Origin of the sequence: Streptomyces sp. BR1 (assembly GCF_052373795.1) — a bacterium.
Classification (GTDB): domain Bacteria; phylum Actinomycetota; class Actinomycetes; order Streptomycetales; family Streptomycetaceae; genus Streptomyces.
The window spans coordinates 342556-362537 of record NZ_CM126252.1 but is presented as its reverse complement, the minus strand read 5'-3'; the positions used below and the strand labels follow the sequence as shown (position 1 = coordinate 362537).

Sequence of the window (19982 nt, the reverse complement as noted above, 5' to 3'; positions counted from 1 at the left end):
CGGCTCAGACCCCGTCGTGGAAGATGTCGCGGTGCTTGATCAGCCACTGGCCGTCGCGCCGCACCAGCAGGTCCGCGCCGGTGGTGCTCAGATACACCGACGCCTTGCCGCCGCGCGGGGTCTCGAAGACCACCGCGTAGTACGTGGTGCGCACGGCCTCCTCGTCGCCCGCTCCGGCCGTCTCGGGGGTCGCGACGACCATCGAGAACCAGTGCCGGCGCTGGACGTCGCGGGCCCCGAGCCGGTCGATGCCGCGCCGCATCGACGTGGCGATGAACGAACGGCCGCTCCACGGCTCGGGCTTGACGTTCTGCGCGAAGACACCGTCCTCGGTGAACCCGTCCGCCCAGCCCTCGGCGTCGCCGCCGTCGAGCAGCTGCATGTGGTGGGCGTAGAACTGGAGGATCTGCGCGTACGACTCGGCCGAGACGGCGGACAGGTCCGCGGCGGTGGCGGCGGGGGCGGTCATCGGGCCACACCCTCGACGACGACGTCGCTCATGTGCGGCTCGCCCTTGATGACGGTGCCGAGGGCCTTGAGGCGGGCGCGGAACTCGGGCTCGGCCAGCGCCTTGTCGAAGGACTCGTTGCTGTCCCACTCGGCCACGTTGAAGTAGGTGCCCGGCTCCTTCTGCGAACGGAGCAGCTGATAGCGGATCAGACCGGGCTGCTCCTCCATGAACTCCGCGACGTGCGCGTAGATCCGCTCCAGCTCCTCGGGCTTGCCGATGAGCGTCAGCTTGTTGACGAAGACGACCACGAAGACTCCTCGGTAAGACGAACGGTGTCAACCGGGCACCGGCCTGTGCGGCAGACCGTTCCCCCGGCACCGTCCACACTTCCGGCCGCCGCTGATGCCTGGTTGGTGACTCGTTGGAGGACGGCGACAGGCGTCACGACCGAGCCCCCAGCCCGTCGGCATCACGTCCCGATCCGGTCACCGTCCGCGCTGCCGATGCTGAGCGCATCGTCCTTGTCCACCGAATCCGGGAGTGACCGTGTCCGAGGCATCCGTGCCTGTCCTCATAGCCGGCGGCGGTCTGTCAGGTCTGTCCACCGCACTCTTCCTCGGCCTGCACGGCGTGAAGCCGCTGCTGGTCGAGAAGCACCCCGGCACCTCCGTCGTGATGAAGGCGCGGGGCCAGTACCCGCACACGATGGAGGCGCTGCGCATCGCCGGTGTGGCCGACCGGATCACCGCCGCCTCGCCGGGCGGCACCGGCGACTTCTACATGGCGCTCGCCGAGACCCTCTCCGGCCCCGTGCTGCGCGGCATCATGACCCAGGGCGAGATGAGCATGAACCATGTCTCGCCCGAGGAATGGGCCATGGCCAGCCAGGAGCTCACCGAGGAGATCCTCGCCGACCGCGCCCGTGAGCTGGGGGCCGAACTCGCCTTCGGCACCGAGCTCATCTCCTTCACCCAGGACGCCGACGGCGTCACCGCGCTGCTGCGCGAGGTGAAGAGCGGCGCCGAACGCACCGTACGTGCACAGCAGTTGGTGGCATCCGACGGCCGCCACAGCCGGGTCCGCCGCGCCCTCGGTCTCGGCGCGCACGGCCGGGGCCGGCTCGGCGAGGTGTTCCGGGTCTTCTTCGACGCGGACATGAGCGGCCCGCTCAAGGGCCTGGAGGGCGGCGTCACCGAGGCCCGCCGCTTCGCCCTGTTCCATCTGCTGCACCCGGTCCCCGGCGTCTTCTACACGACGGACATCCCGGGCCGTTACGGCTATATCCGCGGGATGACCAAGGAGCAGCCCGACTTCAGCGACTACTCCGAGGAGCAGTGCGCCGCTCTCGTACGCACCGGTCTGGGCATGCCCGACCTGGAGCTGAGCGTGGCGGGCTCGGGTCTCACCGAGATCGTGAGCGAGGTCGTGGACCGCTTCTCCGTGGGGCGGGTGCACCTCGTCGGCGACGCCGCGAAGGTGGTGCCGGCGCCGGGCGGGCTCGGCGGCAACACGGCCATCATGGACGGCTTCTACCTCGCCTGGAAGCTCGCCATGAACGTGGCGGGTCAGGCCGGTCCGGGTCTCCTTGCCAGCCATGACGCCGAGCGCAGGCCGGTCTCCGACATGATCGCGGAGCAACAGTTCGCCAATACGGTGGAACGGCTCGGCCCCGACCTCGACGACGGTACGGCGGCCGCGCCCATCGACCCGGTCGTCCAGGTCTTCGGCTACCGCGTCGCCCAGGGCGCCGTGGTCCTTGAGCCCGGCGACGAGGGCGAGTTGCTGGAGGACCCGACCGCGCCCACCGGACGGCCGGGCTCACGAGCGCCGTACGTGACGCTCGACGGCGGCGGCTCCACCACCGCCCTGTTCGGCCGGTCCTTCGTGCTGCTCGTCGGGGCCGACGGCGACGGGTGGGAGCGCGCGGCCAAGGCGGCCGCCGACCGGCTCGGCATCACTCTCGTCGTCCACCGGGCGAGCGGCTGGGAGAAGACGTACGGCGTCACGCCCTCGGGTGCCACGCTGGTACGGCCCGACCGCTTCATCGCCTGGCGCGCGGCCGACGACGCGGGGACCGGCGGTCTGGAGGCCGCCCTGCGCACCGTCCTCGATCGCCCCGTGAACTGACCCCCAACTGCCTTACCCACCAGCCGAATCGGAGATATCCATGACTATTTTGGTGACCGGGGCGACCGGTAACGTCGGCGGCAAGGTGCTGGCGCGCCTGCTCGCGGCGGGCCATCCCGTACGAGCCCTCACCCGCGATCCGTCCCGCGCTCAACTGCCCGCCGGAGTGGAGGTGGTGGGCGGCGACATGGGCCGACCGGACACACTTCCGGACGCGCTCGACGGCGTACGCAAGGTCTTCCTGATGTCGCTGGGCCACAACAAGCGTACACACGACGCCCAGTTGATCGAGGTCGCGCGCAAGACGGGCGTGGAGCACATCGTGCAGCTCTCCACGCTCGGCGTCGCCGAGGTCGAGGAGGAGAACGACACGCCGCTGGGCCTGTGGCACCGGCAGGCCGAGCGGGCGCTGACGGAGTCGGGGCTCGCCTGGACGATCCTGCGACCCAACGGCTTTATGACGCACGCGCTCGGCTGGCGCGACGCCGTGCACGGGGACGGTGTGGTGCGCAGCCCCGTCGCCGATCTGCCGGAGGCGCTGATCGACCCCCGGGACATCGCGGACGTCGCGGTGCGCGCGCTGACCGAACCGGGCCACGAGGGCCGCATCTACGCGCTGACCGGGCCCGAGGCGCTGACGGCCCGCGAGCAGGTGGCGGTGGTCGGTTCGGTGCTCGGCAAGCGGCTGCGCTTCGAGCAGATCTCCATCGAGGAGCACCACGCGGTCATGGCGCGGCTCTACGGGCAGGAGACCGCCGACGGGGTGATGGTGGCCCTGCGCAAGGCGCTGGAATCCGGCGACGACTTCCGGGGACGGCTGTTCCCCGATGTCCAGCAGGTCCTCGGCCGCCCGGGCCACAGCTTCCGCGAGTGGGTGGAGGCGCACACGGCCGCCTTCGCCTGATCGGTTCGGAACGGCACGGTGCCCGGCATCCGCGAGGCGGACGCCGGGCACCGGTGCGTGTCGTCAGGCCGCGGCCTGCGAGAAGGCGCGGGTCCGCTTCTCGTAGCGCGGGCGCCACACCGCCTTGTAGATCATCCGTACCGGCGGCGGCAGCGCGCCGAGCGCGGTGCGCTGCGTTTCGCCCGAGGCGCCGTCCAGCACCCACGGGAAGTACAGGGCACCGCCCTTGAGGCCGAGCATCTTGCGCTGCTCGTTGCCGAAGACGTCGTACTCCTCCTGGCTGAGTACCGCCTGGACCACGGGCAGGGCGGCCCGCTCCTCGTGGTCGAGGTGGTGGACCAGCTTGTCGGCGACCGTGGCGACCAGAGCCGGCAGCCGCTGCTGCTGCCCCTGCGCCAGGACGTCCTCGACGGCCTCCAGCATCGGATCGAGGACCTCGTGCTCGGCGTCCATCTCGTCGAGCATCCGCAACTGGGCTGGCTCATGGGCGAGTTTGGCCCGCATCATCGGCCACAGGACCTTGTCCTCGGCGGTGTGATGGATCGTCAGAAAGGTTTGGAAGGTCTCCCAGCCGGTCCGGAAGGCCGAGCCGGGTGCCGTGCCCCGGTCCTCGGCGGCCGCGGCCAGCAACCCCAGATCGCGGCGGAAGGCGTCATGGGTCGCGTACATCAGCGTCAGGTCGGGCATGTGGTGGGCGCCGTCCTCGGTAGAAAGTTATGGGGCATGCTGTTCCGAATCTATGGAACAGCATGCCCCACGCCGAGATCCGGGGCAAGTTGTTCCACAAACTCGTACGGGGCAGACTGGTGCACTGGTGACAAGACGACAGGATGGAGCCGGATGTCCGCGCCGACCGGGCCGAGCAGCACCCATGACGCACCGGGCCGGGGACCCGACCCGCGTGCCGAGCGCAGCCGGGCCGCGGCCCTGGCCGCCGCCCGCGATCTGCTCATCGAGCAGGGCTGGTCGGCGGTGACCCATGTGGCCGTCGCCGCGCGCAGCGGCGTGGGCCGTACGACCCTGTACCGCCACTGGCCCGACGCCTCCGGCCTGGTCCGGGACGTCATCGCCGAGCGGATCTCCACCGCGCACGCGCCGCCCACCGGTGTGCTGCGCGAGGACCTGATCCATGAACTGGACGGGCTGCGGCGGCTGCTGCACGACCCGGTGAGCGACCGGGGACTGCGCGCGGTCATCGAGCGGGCGGGCGTCGACCCGGTCTTCGCGCGGCTCAAGGAAGAGCTGTACCACCAGGGCTCGCGCGTCTTCCGGACCGTACTCGACCGGGCGAAAGCGGCCGGGGAACTGGCCGTGGACCTCGACGCCGACCTGGCCGTCGACCAGCTGGCGGGACCGCTGATGTACCGCAGACTGCTCGCGGGGCGAACCGTCACCAGGGAGTACGTGGAGCGCGTGGTCGACGACTTCCTCGCGGCCCACACGCCGAAGGCCTATTCGGCGACCGCCGACTGAACCGCGCACGCCGCCCGATAGCCCCCGGGAACCCGGACGTCGTCCAGGGTCCACCGGGGCAGCCGGGCGGGGATCGGGGCGGCGCCCACGTATGCATGGGACGGGTGCTCGGCCAGGCCGGTGCCCGTCCCCTTGAGATACGCCTCCTTGCGCGCCCAGCAGCGTGCGAAGGCGGCCGGTCGCGCGACGGGCGCCACGGCCCGCAGTTCGGACTGCTCCCGGGGATGCAGGGCATCGAGCACCGTCTCGGCCGTGTCCGCCGCCGGGATCTCCTCGATGTCCACGCCGATGGGGGAGGAGGCGACCCCCACGAGCATCACGCGCCCGCTGCGCGAGAGCGAGTAGTGCAGCGGCGAACCCGCCACGGCGGGACGGCCATGACCGTCACCGCAGCACGGGCACGGTTCCCGGACGAGGTGCACCCGCGCCGGGTGCACACCCAGGTACCCGCCGAGCAGCCGCCGCGCGATGGCATGGGCGCGGATGTACGCGGCGTGGTCCTCGGGCCGTACGAACGCGGCCGCGCGGGCGAGTTCAGCCACGTCGAGCAACGCCCGGTCGGCCGTCGGCGCGGGCCCGCCCGGGAAGGGGCCCGCCAGCCACAGGCGCGGCGGCCCCCCGTCCCACGGCCCGGGCAGCCGGTCCGGGGCGTAACGCTCGGGGGGCCGCAGCCCGCTCAGCCGACCTCCCCCGCCTCGACCGGCACGGCCACCGGCTGCTCCAGCGCGGACTTGAGGGCCTGGAGGAACAGCACCGCGTCCCGCCCGTTGATGACCCGGTGGTCGAAGGCGAGCCCGATGTGCGCCCGCCGGGTCGCGACCACCTCGCCCTCGTCGGTGAGTTCGAGGACGCTCTGGGTGCCGCCCAGCGAGACCATGCAGGTCTGGCCCGGGAACACGATCGGCTGGGTGAACACCACATCCGCGTCGTTGTTGAGCGACAGCGTGATGGTCGCCCCGGTGAGCTCGCTGCCCTTGAAGGAGCCGCGCAGCGCGGAGAACCGGATGTCCTCAAGCCGCTCGGCGACATCGGCCACGCTCAGCTCGTCGGCGTCGCGCACGACCGGGATGTACAGCCCCTGACCCAGGTCCACGGTCACGCCGATGTGCGACCCGTCGGCATGCGCGATCGTGCCGTCGTCGTGGTACGTGGCGAAGAAGGCCGGGAAGTCGCCGCGCAGCCGGGCCAGTTCGGAGATCAGCAGCTCGGGCAGGCTGATGGCGACGTCCGTGTGCCGCGCGAGTTCGCGGGCACTGTCCTCGGCCGCGTCGACCCGTACGCGCAGCACCGTGAAAGAGGTCGGGATGGTCCGCAGCGACTCGGTGACCACCGAGCCGATCGCGCGCTGGAGCTGGCTCAGCGGAACCCGGTCCGTGTCCTCCTGTGCCGCCGGGGCGCGCCGCGCCAGCAGGGCCTCCACGTCGGAACCCTTGATCACACGCTTGCCCAGCGCGCGCAGCTCGTCCGTGCCGACATCGGAGGCGGCGGCCAGCGTGCGCGCCGCGTCCGTGAGGACGTACGCGGCGTCGTCGCCGGGACCGGCCGTGGCGGCCGGGGCCGCAGCCGCCGAGGCCAGGTAAGCCGTGCGCTCGGCCTCGTCGGCGAAGAGGCGGCCGACGACGGAGCCCGGCGCGACCTGCTCACCGGCCTGCACGGCCCGGAGCAGGACGCCGTCGTGCTCGCAGACCAGGTCCTCGGCGGCCTTCGACGTCTCGACGGTGGCGAGGTCGTCGTCCTTGGCCACCGTGGCGCCGTCCTCGACCAGCCACTCGACGAGGTCGTAGTGCGCGTCGTTGTTGTTCAGCTTCGGTACGGTGATCTCGATCATTGCGCCAGCTCCCGCAGGGCGAGTCCCAGCGAGTCGCTGCTCACCAGGACGTTCTCTTCAAGGTGGAGGGCCGTCGGGATGACGGCGTCGGCGGAGTGGACCAGTTTGACCGGCGCCCGCAGACTGTCCCAGCAGTGGGTGTACAGCTGCTGGGCGACCTCGCCGCCCCAACTGCCGCCGGGCGGCGCGTCGTCCACCACGCACACCCGTCCGGCCCGCGCCACCGGCTCGGCCAGTACCTGCGCGTCGAACGGGTACAGCCGCGTCGGCACATAGATCTCGCACGCGATCTCATGGCTCAGGAACAGCGCGCGGGCGGCCTCGACCGCGCGGTGCGCGAGCCCGCCGGGTGCGACGAGCACGAGGTCGGGCTCGTCGACGCCCTCGATGGCGAGCCGGGCCACCGGGAACGGCTCCTCGCCCACGAAGTCGAGCGAGAACAGCCCGCCGACCGGTCCCGCCTCACGCTGGTGCATGCGCTCGGTGTAGAGGACCTTGTCCTCGAAGTAGACGCAAGGGGAGCCGAGTTCGACCATCCCGGCGAGCACCGCGCTGGTGTCGTGGAACGGTGACAGCTCGAACAGATGCAGATCGGGCACGCCCAGGAAGTGCTTCTGCGGGCTCTGGCTGTGGGTGGGGCCGTAGCCGCGCCGGCCGCCGACCGGGCAGCGCACCACCAGATGCATCGGGTGCCGGGTCCCGTACATGCTCACGGACTTGGCGGAGAAGTTCACGATCTGGTCGAAGGCCAGCGTGATGAAGTCGCCGAACATCATCTCGGCGATCGGCTTGTTGCCGGTCAGGGCGAGGCCGTTGGCGACGCCGAGGATGGCGTTCTCGCTGATCGGCGTGGTCAGGACGCGGTCCCCGAACCGGTCCGAGAGGCCCTTGGAGATGTTGAAGGCACCGCCGTACGGGTCGAGGACGTCCTCGCCGATCAGGAAGGTGTCGTCGTGGGCCGCCATCACCTCGTGCAGGGCGCGGTTGAGGTTCTCGCCCACGCGTTCGTTGCGCGTCATGCCGTCCCTCCGGCTGCCAGCGGTCGCGCCAGGACGTCGGCGGCGACGCGGTCGATGAGTTCCCGCTGGGTGCGGTCGTGCGCCGCGAAGCGCCCCGGGTCGGCCTCCCGGCAGGCGGTGTACCAGTCGCGGGCCTGCGCCGCGGCGACCGTCTCGGCGGGGCGGGTGTCGTCGCCCTTGCTGTGCGGACCCAGGCGTACGGTGTCGAACTCCACGACGAGCGGCATACGTTGCTCACGCACCCGCGTGATCCTGGGCTCCAGCTCGGCGCGGATCGCGGGGATGTCGTTGGTCGTCACGCGGTGGTGCTCGATGTCGAAGGCACGGGCGCGGTCGGCCACCGTACCGGCCATGTTGACCGCGTTCGGGGTGGTCTGCGAGATGCCGTTGTTCTCCACGACCACGAGCAGCGGGAGCTCCCACAGGCGCGCGATGTTCAGCGCCTCGTAGACCGACCCCTCGCCCCAGGTGCCGTCGCCGATGTACGCGCACGCCAGCAGGGGCAGCCCCTGGCGCTTGAAGTGCAGCGCGGCTCCGGCGGCGACGGGGAGGCTCTCGCCCTGGATGCCGGTGGAGACGTAGCTGTCGCGGAAGATGTGCTGGCTGCCGCCCACACCCCCGCACACCGCGCCCTCGCGGCCGGTGATCTCCGCGAGGAGCCCGGCCGGATCGGCGAACCGGGCCAGGTAGTGGCCGTGGCCGCGGTGGTTGCTGAAGAGGAAGTCGCCCTGGCGCAGCAGGGGTTCGAGCGATACGGGCACGTACTCCTGGCCCAGGCACGTGTGCGTGGTGCCGTTCAGCTTCCCGGCGCCGAACAGCTCCAGGAGCTTCTGCTCGAAGTGCCGGATCAGCAGCAGCGAGTCGAGGTCGGCGTCGGTGAGCGCCGAGGAGGACGTGCGGGCCGTGGGGGAGGGTTCGGTGATCGTCACGCCGCGAGCCCCTTGCCCAGCAGGACCTCGCGGATCGCGCCGACCGATTTGAGGGCGCGGACCTCCTGACGGCTGAAGGAGGTCGCGTACCGCCCTTCCAGGGCGATGATCAGCTGCATCTGCTTCAGGCTGGTCCAGCGGCTGTCGCGCACCGGCCCCAGGCTGTCGTCGACTTCCCCCCGGGGGATGCCGAGTACGTCCGAGACGACGTCTTCAAGCTTCATGCGTCAAACACTCCGAGCGGTTGCGGTGACAACCAAGAAGTCGGTGGTGGATGCGGCCCAAGTGCCAAGGGCTCCACGGTGCTTGGCACGGGGGAGGGCGCTTGGGCCGGACACGCTGTGGGTGCGTGGGACCTCAGTAAAAGCAAACCTTCATGCCGGTTTCAATTGCGATCAGACATCTTGATGGAAGCCGAGCATGTATGTAACGGGGGTATGAACGGAGCTTGACCTGGGTCCGTCGGGCCACCCCGGCAGGTCGTAGACGCAGGTCACGGGCTATTTTGTGGCGTGGGCCACGCTCCGGCCAGGGGTGACAAGGGCCCTTGCAATAAACATACCGGTAGGTATATTTTCGGCCCCGAGAGCGGAGTACGTGTCTCCGCTCATCGGACGATCCAGGTGTCGTGGGAGGGGAGAACATGGAAATACAGCATCTGCGTGTCTTCCGCGAGGTCGCCCAGGAGCTGAGCTTCACGCAGGCGGCCAGGAACCTGTACTGCGCGCAGTCCACGGTGACCGGCCAGATCAAGAGCCTTGAGCAGGCGCTGGGGGCCGAGCTGTTCCATCGGCGCGGCCGGCTGCCGATCGAACTCACCGAGGCGGGCGCCCGCCTGCAACCGCGCGCGGAGCAGATCCTGCATGCGGTGGAATCCGCTGTCCGCGAGGTCCGTACGAGCACGGCCGACAGCCGCCGCACCGCCGTGCCCGCCGCCGTTCGTGCGCGCCGTGAGCCCCTGTCCCTGGCGGGGACGATCCCGTCCCCGTCGCGGGCCCGTCGTTAACGGGCCGGGCTCATCAGCAACTCCCAGATGTCGCCCGCCCGCAGCACCAGGCAGTCGCCGTCGGCGGCCGCCGTGGTGTCGCGCAGCCCGAAGACGGCGGCGAGCAGCAGCCGCGCGAGCGTGTCGATGTCGCGGCCGGGCTCGATCTCGCCGCATTCGCGCGCCTGTCGCGCCAGCCGTTCCACCACCAGCCGAGACTCGCGCACCACCACCGGCACGGCCTCCCGGGTACGCGCGTCCTCGCAGGTCAGTCGCAGTGCCGCGGCGAACCGTACGTCGTGCTGCATCCGGCCGACGAGGTCCAGGACCAGCGTGCGCAGCGCGCCCAGCGGACGGCCGTCGGCCGCCTCTGCCTCGGCGCGCCGCAACAGCGCGCGCCAGTCGTCGTCGAACCGGCGGACCAGCTCGGTCGCGAGCTCCGCCTTGGAGGAGAAGTGGCCGTACAGTGCGCCCTTGGTCAGCCCGGTGCGCCGCACCACCGACTGCAGCTGGGTGCCGGCGTATCCCTGGGCGGAGAACTCCTCGGCGGCGGCGTCCAGGATCGAACGGTGCGTGCGCAGCGCTCTGTCCTGCTTGATCACGGTCAGATCCTTTCGTGCCTCGGTCGCACCCGGGAGTCCGCACTGGGTGGGGTGGGCCGCGCTCGGCGCGGCGGGAGAGGCGCCTCGGCGGCTCAGACGATCCCCCGCGACCGGCGGGGCGGAAACGCTCGCGCACCTCGTCCGGGGGAAACCCAGCGCGAACTATGGCAGACGCCGGACGATGTGTCCACCGGCTCCTGTCACCGCCATGACCTGCGGGAACGTGGGGAGTTGGGGGACCGGCGGGGATCCGTTCACTCCTGTCATCGAAGTATCCGATGACATTTGAAATCCGTCGCACCGGGGTGATTTCGTGAGTGCGGGGCGTCTCCCCCCGGGCCCGCTCTCCGGGCGGTGCGGGATTCGCACATCACCCGGCCGCACATCACCAGGCCGGAGCCCGGCCCGCCGTGCCGCAGTCGGCCGGGAGCCCAGCCGCAGCCGGAGTGCCCCAGTGCTGCCGCAACCGGCGCCACCCGCAAATCCGTGAGGTCTTTCCTGTGCACACACCGCAGAAGCCGCAGACACCGGAACACCCCCAGGCGTTCCCGCTGACCGAGGCGCAGCTCGGCCTGATGGCCATCCACCGCTCGGTGCCCGCCCGCAACCTCTACAACATCGTCATCGAGTTCACGCTCGACCCCCGGTTCTCGTCGCAGGACATACGCACCGCGCTCGCGGCGGTCACCGAGGTGCAGCCCGCCCTGCGCCTGGGACTCGGCGAAGTACCCACCCCGCACGCCGAGCTGATCCCGCCGCTCACACCGGACAACGTCCCGCTGAGCGTTCACGAGGCATCGGCCGACTTCGCCGCCAAGCGCGCCGCCCTCCTGGACGAGCTCGGCGCGCACGCCTTCACGCTGAATGCGCCGCCGCTGTTCGTCGCCGCCCACCTCGTGCCCGAAGGTGAGCTTGGCGACGCGATCCTGCTGCTCGCCGTCCACCACACGGTCTTCGACGGCTTCTCCGCAGGCCCGTTCGTACGCGATCTGAACGCGGCGCTGGAGGGCACGCTCGACGGCCGCGCCCTGGCGCCGGTCCGCGAGGCGGCCCTGCGCGCCGAGGTCGAGGCGCAGCTCGCGGCGGCGGACGACGAGAACATCGCGCAGGAGGCGAGGGAGCTCGCGGCCCGGCTGCGCGCCGCCCCGGCCACCGAGCTCTACCCCCGCCCCGGGCGTCCCACCCGTACCGACTTCTCCGGCGCGCGGCGCGAACTCCCGCTCTCCGCCGAGGAGTCGGAGGCCGTGGACGACGCCTGCCGCAGGCTCGGCGTCACGCCCTTCACCTTCTTCTCGGCGGTGTACGCGGCGGTACTGGCCCGCCACTCGGGCAACGCGTCCGCGACTTTCGGCGCCACGCTGATGTCCCGGCGCACCCTCGACTCCTTCGACCTCTGCGGCTTCTTCGTCAACACCCTGCCGCTGTCCGTGCCCGTCGACTGGGACGCACCCTTCGCCGAGTTCGTCGCCAAGGTCGTCGACGAGGAGGTCGAGGACACCAAGTTCCGTACGCAGCTGCCGTTCAGCCGGGTGGTGGAGCAGTACGCGCCGGACCGCACCAGCGACCGCAACCCCGTCTTCTCCGCGCTCCTCGCCATGCAGGACAGCACGGTCACCGAGCCGGGCGCGCCCGTCCGGGGCGTACGCCAACACGGCAACGGCTCGGCCAAGTTCGACCTGCTCCTCTTCGCCACGCCGACTGCGGACGGCTGGCTCCTGGAGCTGGAGCACGACCGGACCCTGCTGCCCGTCCCCGTCGCCGAGGCGCTGGCCGACTCGCTGCGGCAGGCGCTGACCCGCGCCTCGACCGGAAGCGACACCCGTACGGTGGCCGGGCTCTTCGAGGACTCCGTACCCGCGCACCAGGACGCGCCGCCCGCGCGGACCCTCCCGTACGACACCGTCTACGAGTGGGTGATGGCCACCGCGGCCGAGCACCCCGAGCGCACCGCCGTGATCGAGGAAGGCGCGCCGGTCAGCTACGGCGAGCTGGCCCGGCGCGTCGACGAGGTGGCCGGGGGTCTTGCCCGGCGCGGTGTCGGGCCCGGCGGTGTCGTGGGAGTGGCGACCAGGGGGCTGACCGACACGGTCGTCACCGTACTCGCCGCGCTGGCCCGGCGGGCCGCGTATCTGCCGCTGGACACCCAACTGCCCACGGAACGCCTGGCCATGATGGTTGATCAGGCGCGGTGCCGACTGGTCGTCGGCGCGTTCGGGGACGCGATCGCGGACGTCACCGTCGACCACCCCGCCGACCTGGCCGCCGACGGTGCCGGGGGCGGACGGCCGGACATGACCGGGCGCGGCCCGAGCGACCCCGTGTACACCATGTTCACCTCCGGCTCCACCGGCCGCCCCAAGGGCGTTCTGATGGGCAACGGCGCCCTGGTCAACCTCACCGACTGGCAGCTCGGCGTGCTCGGTATGGACGGCACGACGCGCTTCCTCCAATACGCCCCCATCGGCTTCGACGTCTCCTTCCAGGAGATCTTCCCGACCCTGGTCGCGGGCGGGACGCTGATCTCGCGCGAGCCCGTGGACCGGCGCGATCTGCCCGCGCTCGTACGCAGGGTCGCCGACACCGGAGTGACCCACCTCTATCTGCCGGTGGCCGCGCTGCGCCCGTTCGCGCTCGCGGCCGAGGACCTGGGGGAGCGGCTGCCCGGGCTGCGCCACATCTGCGTGGCGGGCGAACAGCTCCAGGCGGACACCAGCGTCCAGCGTTTCTTCGAACTGCGGCCGCACATCCGCCTGTTCAACATGTACGGGCCGACCGAGACCCATGTCGTCACCGCGCAGGAGCTGACCCGCGACACCCTGCCCTGGCCGGTCCACGTACCGATCGGCCGTCCGCTGCCGGGGGTCACCGCCCAGATCGTCGACGTCACCGGCCACCTCGCCCCGCTCGGCGTCACCGGCGAGCTGCTCCTCGGCGGCCGCTGCCCGGCCCTGGGTTACGTGAACGACCCCGAGCGCACCGCCGAGCGCTTCGTGCCCGACCCTTACGGCGACGGCCCCCAAGCCCGCCGCTACCGCACGGGTGACCAGGTCTTCCGGGACGAGCACGGGGTGCTGGTGTACGCCGGACGCGACGACGACCAGGTGAAGATCCGTGGCTATCGCGTCGAGCTGGGGGAGCTGGAGTCATCGGCCACGGCCCTGCCGGGTGTGCGCGCTGCGGTCGCCGCCACCCACAAGGAGGGCGTGGAGCGGCAGTTGCTGCTCTTCGTGGTGCTGGACGACGCGACGCACGCGAGCCCCGGCTCGGTGCGCGACGCGCTCGCCGCCCGCCTCCCCTCGTATATGCACCCCGCCCACGTCCTGCCCGTGGACGCCATCCCCACCAGCCACAACGGCAAGCTCGACCGGGCCGCGCTGCTGCGGCGGCTGCCCGAACTGCTCGCCGAGCGGGCCCAGGACGACCCCGCCGCACCCACCGCCGACGGCGGACCCGCATCCGTATTGGAGACCGAACTGTGCGCACTCTGGTCCGAACTCCTCGGCGGGGACGTGCCGGTGGACGGCTCGCTGGTGGAGCACGGGGCCCACTCGCTCAATGTGCTCACCGCACTCGCACGGATCGAGCAGCGCCACGGCGTGCAGATCACGATCCTCGACTTCTTCCGCACCCCCACCGTGCGGGCGCTGGCCGAGCTCATCACCCTGGAAGGCAAGCACGTATGACCACGCCACCGGCCACCTTCGCCTCGCCCCTGCTGGTCCCGCTGGGCCGGGGCACCGGCGACGCGCACACGGTGCTGCTCCCCGCCGCGGGCGGCGGCTTCAGCCCGTACTACTCGCTCGCCGGCGGACTCACCCACCGCGGCCCCGTCCACGCGATCCGCGCCATGGGTCTGATGCCCGGCGAGGAGCCCGACCGCGATGTGCCCACTATGGTCGAGCGCTACCTCGACCTCATCAACTCCCTTCCGGTGAAGCCGAGTTACCTCGTCGGCTGGTCGCTCGGAGGCGTGCTCGCCTGGGAGCTCGCGGCCCGGCTCGGCCGCGAGGGCACCGCCCCGGCGGTGGTGATGGTGGACAGCTACGCCCGCCTCGCCGACCGCGAGGGTGCGACGCGTGACGAGGTCCTGGACCGCATCGGCCGCTCCATGGGCTTCGAGCCGACCTGGGACCAGGCCCCGCGCGTACGCGAGGTCGCCGCCGCACACCTCGACGCTGCCCACGCCCACCTCGCCTCGGCGGAGTGCGAACCCCCGGCCCTGCTGCTCTCCTGCACGGCCGGGCGCGGCGCCGACCAGCTCGACCAGTGGGCCCTGCGCGCCCCGAACCTGCGCGTGCGGGAGGTGGACTGCGACCACTTCGAGGTCCTGGACGCCGCCCGTACGCCGACGCTGCTGCGCCACATCGACGACTTCCTGACGACCCTGGACCAGGGCTCGTACGGGACCTTCGCGGGCTGACAAGGAATCGCCATGGCCGACACCGCACCGGGCAGCGCCCTGCCCTCCGTCCTGCTGGACGGTTCCCCCTTCGCACTGCTCCACCGCCCGCACGCCACGGGCCAGGACGGTCTCGAACTCCTCCTCGGCGACATCACGACCGCCGACCGCCTCGCCGACCTGCCGCTCGACACCACGGCGCCCGCTGCCGAAGACCCGCGCCATGAACTCCTCGCGATCCTGCCGTACCGGCAGATCACCGAGCGCGGCTACGCCTGCAACGACGACGGCGCCCCGCTGGTGGTGATGAGCGTGCGCGAGCAGCACGAACTCTCCGTCGCACGGCTCCTGGCCGAGATCCCCGACGTCCCCCAGACGCTGAGCGACGCGGGGTTCGACATCGACGACGAGGAGTACGCGCGGATCGTCCGCAAGGTGCTCGCCGAGGAGATCGGCAACGGCGCGGGCGCCAACTTCGTCATCAAGCGCTCCTTCGTCGCCACCGTCGAGGGCTGGTCCCCGGCCGCCGCGCTTGCGCTCTTCGGGCGCCTGCTCGCCCGGGAGTCGGGCACGTACTGGACCTTCCTCGTGCACACCGGCGGGCGGACGTTCGTGGGCGCCTCGCCCGAGCGGCATGTGAGCCTGGAGGCCGGCACGGTCACCATGAACCCGATCAGCGGCACCTACCGCTATCCGGCCTCGGGCCCGACCGTCGAGGGCGCGCTCGGCCTGCTCGCCGACCGCAAGGAGCGCGAGGAGCTCCATATGGTCGTCGACGAGGAGCTGAAGATGATGACCCGGATCTGTGATCCGGGCGTGCGGGTGGAGGGGCCCTACCTCAAGGAGATGAAGCGGCTCGCCCACACCGAGTACTTCATCCGGGGCGAGAGCTCGCTGGACGCCCGCGAGATCCTGCGCGAGACCATGTTCGCGCCGACGATCACCGGCAGCCCGGTGGAGAGCGCCTGCCGGGTGCTGCGGCAGTACGAGCCCCGGGGCCGCTCCTATTACAGCGGCGCGCTGGCCCTGATCGGCCGGGACGCCGAGGGGCGCCGGGCCATGGACTCCGCGATCCTCATCCGCACGGCGGAGGTCGACGGCGCCGGACGGCTCGAACTCGGCGTCGGCGCCACGCTGGTACGCCACTCCGACCCGGAGAGCGAGGTGGCGGAGACCCACGCCAAGGCCGCCGGACTGCTCGGCGCGCTCCGGGACGAACAGGTTCCGGCCGACCGGTGTGAGGCGACCGTGTCCACCCTCGCTCTGGACCCCAGGGTGCAGGACGGGCTCACGCGGTACAACCAGGGGCTGGCCCGCTTCTGGCTGGACCCCCGGCCCTCGGAGCACACGGATCTCGCCGGGCTGCGTGTTCTCGTCGTCGACAACGAGGACACCTTCACCGCGATGCTGGGGCACCAACTCCGTTCACTGGGGCCGCAGGTGACGATCCACGCCTGGTACGACCTGCCGGAGTCGGCCCTCGACGACGTCGATCTGGTGGTCGTCGGCCCCGGCCCCGGCGACCCGCGCCGAATTGCCGACCCCAAGATCGCGGCGGTGCGGAGCCTGGTGGAGCGGCTGCTCGAACGCCGGATCCCGTGTGTGGCCGTATGCCTCGGTCACCAGGTGGTCTCGGGCGTCCTCGGCCTCCCGCTCGTACGCAAGGAGGTCCCGAACCAGGGACTTCAGGAGGAGATCGACTTCTTCGGCAGCCAGGTGCGCGTGGGTTTCTACAACGCTTTCGCCGGACGCGCGGACGGCGACCGTATCCACGTCGACGCCGGCACCGTCGAGATCAGCCGGGACACCCGGACCGGCGAGGTGCACGGGCTGCGCGGCCCCGGCTTCGCGACCGCCCAGTTCCACCCCGAGTCCCTGCTCACCGAGCACGGCCCGGCCCTGCTCCACGACCTGGTGACCACGGCCCTCAACACGCCGTACGCAACCGCTATGCCCGACCACGCACGGGGGACCGACCGTTGAGCATCACCACCGAGGCCCGGCGCCCGGACGCCACCTTGCTGCCGCTGCCCGCGAGAGAGCGCGATTCGCTGGCCGAGCTGCCCGCCGGGCAGCAGCCGTCCTGGGCGGACGCGGAGCTCCTTGCGAAGGTGCGCGGCGAGCTCGCCGACAGCGCGCCGCTCGTCCCCGCGCACGAGACCGTACGCCTGCGGGCCCTGCTCGCCGAGGTGGCGCACGGCCGGGCGCTGGTCGTCCAGGCCGGGGACTGCGCCGAGGACCCCGCCGACCGCACCCAGGAAGCCGTCGACCGCAAGGCAGGGCTGATCGACTGCCTGGCCGGCATCCTCCAGGCCCGCGCCGGACTCCCGGTGCTGCGCGTCGGCCGCATTGCGGGCCAGTACGCCAAGCCCCGCTCGCAACCGGTCGAACAGCGCGACGGCATCGAACTCCCCGTATTTCGCGGCCCATTGGTGAACGCACCCGCCTTCGACCCGTACGAGCGACGCCACGATCCTCTGCGGATGCTCGACTGCCATCAGGCGGCGGCGTCCGTGCTCGACCGGCTGCACGACCGGCACGACACCCGGCCCGGCGGCACCCCCGTGTGGACCAGCCACGAAGCGCTCGTCCTGGACTATGAGCTGCCGCAGCTGCGCCGCGACGCCTACAACCGCACGTTCCTCACCTCCACCCACTGGCCGTGGATCGGTGAGCGCACCCGTCAACTCGACGGTGCGCACATCGAGTTGATGTCCAGGATCGCCAACCCGGTGGCCTGCAAGGTCGGCCCGGCGATGACGGTGGACGAGCTGCTCGCGCTGTGCGCACGACTCGACCCCAACCGGCAGCCGGGACGGCTCACCCTCATCGCCCGGCTCGGCGCGGATGCGGTGAGCGAGCGCCTGCCCGCCCTTGTGGCAGCCGTACGCGACGCCGGGCACCCGGTGAGCTGGCTCTGCGACCCGATGCACGCCAACACGTACACCGACCGGGGCGGCCGCAAGACCCGATCGGTCGCCACCGTCATCGACGAGGTCCAGCGCTTCCACGCCGCCGTCACGCAGGAGGGCGGCACGGCGGGCGGGCTCCACCTGGAGGCCACTCCGGAACCGGTCGCCGAATGCGTCGCCGACTCCGAGCCGCTGGCGTCCGGCGCGTACACCACGCTGTGCGACCCCCGGCTCAACCTCCAGCAAGCCATCGAAGTGGCCAACACCTGGCCACAGCACGCCAGTTGAGCAACAAGGCTCGCAGATCCCCGAAAACGTCGTCTGCCGAAAGATCCGCCCCCATGGCACTTCCCGCAATCCAGTCCTATCCGCCGCCGTCCGGCGCCGAGCTGCCCGAGAACCAGGCCACCTGGCGCATCGACCCCGACCGCGCGGTGCTGCTCGTCCATGACATGCAGCGGTACTTCGTCGACGCCTTCCCCGCAGGTGAGGAGCCCGCGCTCTCGCTGACCGCCAACGTCCGCGCGCTGCGCGACTCCGCGGCCGCCAACGGGATCCCGGTCGCCTATACCGCCCAGCCCGGCGGTATGACCGCCCCCGAGCGCGGTCTGCTCAACGACTTCTGGGGCCCGGGGATGACCGTGAGCCGCGAACAGCGCGCGGTCGTCGACGGCATCGAACCGCGCCCCGGCGACTGGGTGTTCACCAAGTGGCGCTACAGCGCCTTCCACCGCACCGGGCTGCTCGACCTCCTGCGCGAACAGGGCCGCGCCCAGCTCGTCATCTGCGGCATCTACGCCCACATCGGCTGCCTCGCCACCGCCGTCGAGTCGTACACCAACGACATCGAGACCTTCATGGTGTCCGACGCGGTCGCCGACTTCACCGCCGAGTACCACCACATGGCCCTGCGGTACGCGGCCGAGCGCTGCGCGGTGGTCCTGCCGACGCACACGGCCGTAAGCCAGATCACCACGGCCATGGCCGCTACGACCCCCTCCAGCACAGCGATCTCAGTGGAGACCCGATGACCACCCTGTTCATAGCCAACAACCGCACCGCGCAGATGGTCGGCGACCTGGACGAGCTCACCCCCGAGCACCGCCGCACGGCGGGGGTCACCGCCCAGCGCATGATCTGGTACGCGGCCGAGGGCGACGTCCTGGTGGTGCCGCATGTGCCGAGCGAGGAGTTCCTGGCGTACGTCACCGGGCTCACCGGCCGCAGCCGCGCTGACATCGCGGTGATGGCCCCGCCGCCGGGCCGCCTCGGCACCGATGTGCTCACCCCGGACCGCTGGGAGGACGCCCCCTTCGTCGAGCAGATCCGGCGCTATGTGGAGAAGGGCGAGATCACCAGCGTCTACCCGATCTACTTCGACAGCTCGGTCGTCCGCCTGACCCAGGAGTTCGGCCTCGACACCTCGACGCCCGGATTCCCGTACATCCACCAGGGCGGCGGCCAGCTCCTCAACAGCAAGGCCACCTTCCGTGCGCTCGCCGCCGGGATCGGCAGCCCGGTGCCCGAGGGCACGGTGGCCTACGACCGGGGCGCGGCCGAGGAGTTCCTGTGGTCCCTGCTCTCGGCGGACCGGCACGCCATCGTGAAGAAGGACTTCCACGTCGCCGGTTACGGCAACGCGATCCTCAGCCGCACCGCCGACATCACCCCCATCGGCGCCCCCGAGGTCACCGTCGTGGAGAGCCGTGAGGCGCTCGCCGCGCATCTGGACCGGCAGTGGGGCTGGTACTCCAACGACGACACCCGCCCCGTCGTCGTCGAGGACTACACCCCCGACAGCATCCCGGTCTACGCCGAGTTCCGGATCACCGCCGAGGAGACCAGCCTGTTCGGCCACGGCGAGATGCTGATGGGCCCGATCTTCAACGGCCTGGTCATCCCGGCCAAGTCCGCCGACCACCCCGGCTTCCCGCGCTTCCTGGAAGAGGCGCACCGGCTCTGCGAGACCGTGCGGGCGATGGGCTACCGGGGTCCGATCAGCGTCGACGGCATCGTCACGCCCGACGGCCCGATCCTCCTCAACGAGTTCAACGGCCGTGTGGGCGGCTCGACCCACATCAACTACCTGGCCGAGCAGCTGGTGGGTGACGACTTCCTTGAGGAGCGCGTTCTGATCCAGCGCCACGCGTGGCAGGTCCCCTCCTTCACGGAGGCGGTGCGCGAACTGGCCGAGCGGGGGCTGGCGTTCGACCCGGCGACCCGTACCGGCGTCGTGATCACCTCCGACGACAGCCGGTTCGGCGGCACCGTCGAGTACTGCCTGATCGCCACCGACATGGCCGCCGCCGAGCGGACCGAGGAAGTGCTGTCGGCGCTCTTCGCCTGACGGCGT

At 71.3% G+C, this 19982-nt stretch carries 19 protein-coding genes; 10 read left to right on the top strand and 9 right to left on the bottom strand.

Features of this window, described 5'->3' with window-relative positions; genetic code table 11:
* Positions 1–4 precede the first annotated feature (4 nt).
* Together ACT1U9_RS01675 and ACT1U9_RS01670 are read right to left on the bottom strand one after the other, a co-directional pair.
* Positions 5–469: a nuclear transport factor 2 family protein gene (locus ACT1U9_RS01675; RefSeq protein ID WP_444536562.1), complete on the bottom strand. Its 465-nt coding sequence runs from the start codon at positions 467–469 to the stop codon at positions 5–7.
* Positions 466–759: an antibiotic biosynthesis monooxygenase family protein gene (locus tag ACT1U9_RS01670; protein WP_188272680.1), complete on the bottom strand. Its 294-nt coding sequence runs from the start codon at positions 757–759 to the stop codon at positions 466–468. Before ACT1U9_RS01670 ends, ACT1U9_RS01675 begins: the two co-directional genes overlap by 4 nt.
* A 238-nt stretch (positions 760–997) precedes the next feature.
* Here ACT1U9_RS01670 and ACT1U9_RS01665 point away from each other — a divergent pair, with 238 nt between their 5' ends.
* Both ACT1U9_RS01665 and ACT1U9_RS01660 read left to right on the top strand, forming a co-directional pair.
* Positions 998–2578, top strand: coding sequence for an FAD-dependent monooxygenase (locus ACT1U9_RS01665; protein ID WP_444536561.1), 1581 nt, complete (start codon positions 998–1000; stop codon positions 2576–2578).
* A gap of 40 nt (positions 2579–2618) precedes the next feature.
* The gene (locus tag ACT1U9_RS01660; RefSeq protein ID WP_444536560.1) at positions 2619–3482 is read left to right on the top strand and encodes an NAD(P)H-binding protein; all 864 of its coding nucleotides are present in this window, start codon (positions 2619–2621) and stop codon (positions 3480–3482) included.
* A gap of 63 nt (positions 3483–3545) precedes the next feature.
* On the opposite strand, the gene ACT1U9_RS01655 is transcribed toward ACT1U9_RS01660, so the two are convergent.
* Positions 3546–4169, bottom strand: a complete 624-nt coding sequence (locus tag ACT1U9_RS01655) for a hemerythrin domain-containing protein (protein ID WP_444536559.1) — start codon at positions 4167–4169, stop codon at positions 3546–3548.
* 153 nt (positions 4170–4322) lie between these two features.
* Here ACT1U9_RS01655 and ACT1U9_RS01650 point away from each other — a divergent pair, with 153 nt between their 5' ends.
* Entirely contained in the window at positions 4323–4955 is a 633-nt protein-coding gene (locus ACT1U9_RS01650) for a TetR/AcrR family transcriptional regulator (RefSeq protein ID WP_444536558.1), read from the top strand.
* On the opposite strand, the gene ACT1U9_RS01645 is transcribed toward ACT1U9_RS01650, so the two are convergent.
* The 5 genes from ACT1U9_RS01645 to ACT1U9_RS01625 all read right to left on the bottom strand — a co-directional run bounded on the left by ACT1U9_RS01645 (position 4934) and on the right by ACT1U9_RS01625 (position 8955).
* Entirely contained in the window at positions 4934–5497 is a 564-nt protein-coding gene (locus ACT1U9_RS01645; RefSeq protein ID WP_444536557.1) for a 4'-phosphopantetheinyl transferase family protein, read from the bottom strand. The genes ACT1U9_RS01650 and ACT1U9_RS01645 overlap by 22 nt on opposite strands.
* Positions 5498–5631: 134 nt before the next feature.
* Complete coding sequence (locus tag ACT1U9_RS01640) at positions 5632–6783, bottom strand: 2-oxo acid dehydrogenase subunit E2 (protein ID WP_444536556.1); 1152 nt, start codon at positions 6781–6783, stop codon at positions 5632–5634.
* Positions 6780–7802 carry an alpha-ketoacid dehydrogenase subunit beta gene (locus ACT1U9_RS01635; protein WP_444536555.1) on the bottom strand — a complete coding sequence of 341 codons (1023 nt, stop codon included), beginning with the start codon at positions 7800–7802 and terminating at the stop codon, positions 6780–6782. Before ACT1U9_RS01635 ends, ACT1U9_RS01640 begins: the two co-directional genes overlap by 4 nt.
* Positions 7799–8731 carry a thiamine pyrophosphate-dependent dehydrogenase E1 component subunit alpha gene (locus tag ACT1U9_RS01630; protein ID WP_444536554.1) on the bottom strand — a complete coding sequence of 311 codons (933 nt, stop codon included), beginning with the start codon at positions 8729–8731 and terminating at the stop codon, positions 7799–7801. The genes ACT1U9_RS01635 and ACT1U9_RS01630 overlap by 4 nt, the downstream gene beginning before the upstream one ends.
* Positions 8728–8955: an acyl carrier protein gene (locus tag ACT1U9_RS01625; protein ID WP_444536553.1), complete on the bottom strand. Its 228-nt coding sequence runs from the start codon at positions 8953–8955 to the stop codon at positions 8728–8730. Before ACT1U9_RS01625 ends, ACT1U9_RS01630 begins: the two co-directional genes overlap by 4 nt.
* A 419-nt stretch (positions 8956–9374) precedes the next feature.
* On the opposite strand from ACT1U9_RS01625, the gene ACT1U9_RS01620 reads away from it, so the two are divergent.
* Positions 9375–9737, top strand: a complete 363-nt coding sequence (locus tag ACT1U9_RS01620) for a LysR family transcriptional regulator (protein ID WP_444536552.1) — start codon at positions 9375–9377, stop codon at positions 9735–9737.
* On the opposite strand, the gene ACT1U9_RS01615 is transcribed toward ACT1U9_RS01620, so the two are convergent.
* Positions 9734–10318 (bottom strand): TetR family transcriptional regulator, encoded by a 585-nt coding sequence (locus tag ACT1U9_RS01615; protein WP_444536551.1) that lies wholly within the window; start codon positions 10316–10318, stop codon positions 9734–9736. The two genes, ACT1U9_RS01620 and ACT1U9_RS01615, sit on opposite strands and share 4 nt — an antisense overlap.
* A 500-nt stretch (positions 10319–10818) precedes the next feature.
* Between ACT1U9_RS01615 and ACT1U9_RS01610 the strand changes: the two genes are divergently transcribed.
* Genes ACT1U9_RS01610 through ACT1U9_RS01585 form a run of 6 tightly spaced genes read left to right on the top strand, consistent with a single transcriptional unit; the run spans position 10819 to position 19976 of the window.
* A complete protein-coding gene (locus tag ACT1U9_RS01610; RefSeq protein WP_444536550.1) occupies positions 10819–14001 on the top strand; it encodes a non-ribosomal peptide synthetase in 3183 nt (1060 codons plus the stop codon).
* Positions 13998–14738, top strand: a complete 741-nt coding sequence (locus tag ACT1U9_RS01605; RefSeq protein WP_444536549.1) for an alpha/beta fold hydrolase — start codon at positions 13998–14000, stop codon at positions 14736–14738. The genes ACT1U9_RS01610 and ACT1U9_RS01605 overlap by 4 nt, the downstream gene beginning before the upstream one ends.
* Before the next feature lie 12 nt (positions 14739–14750).
* Positions 14751–16700: an anthranilate synthase family protein gene (locus ACT1U9_RS01600; protein ID WP_444536548.1), complete on the top strand. Its 1950-nt coding sequence runs from the start codon at positions 14751–14753 to the stop codon at positions 16698–16700.
* 44 nt (positions 16701–16744) lie between these two features.
* Entirely contained in the window at positions 16745–17917 is a 1173-nt protein-coding gene (locus tag ACT1U9_RS01595; RefSeq protein WP_444538980.1) for a 3-deoxy-7-phosphoheptulonate synthase, read from the top strand.
* A gap of 53 nt (positions 17918–17970) precedes the next feature.
* The gene (locus ACT1U9_RS01590; protein ID WP_444536547.1) at positions 17971–18660 is read left to right on the top strand and encodes an isochorismatase family protein; all 690 of its coding nucleotides are present in this window, start codon (positions 17971–17973) and stop codon (positions 18658–18660) included.
* Entirely contained in the window at positions 18657–19976 is a 1320-nt protein-coding gene (locus ACT1U9_RS01585; RefSeq protein ID WP_444536546.1) for a peptide ligase PGM1-related protein, read from the top strand. The genes ACT1U9_RS01590 and ACT1U9_RS01585 overlap by 4 nt, the downstream gene beginning before the upstream one ends.
* Positions 19977–19982 lie beyond the last annotated feature (6 nt).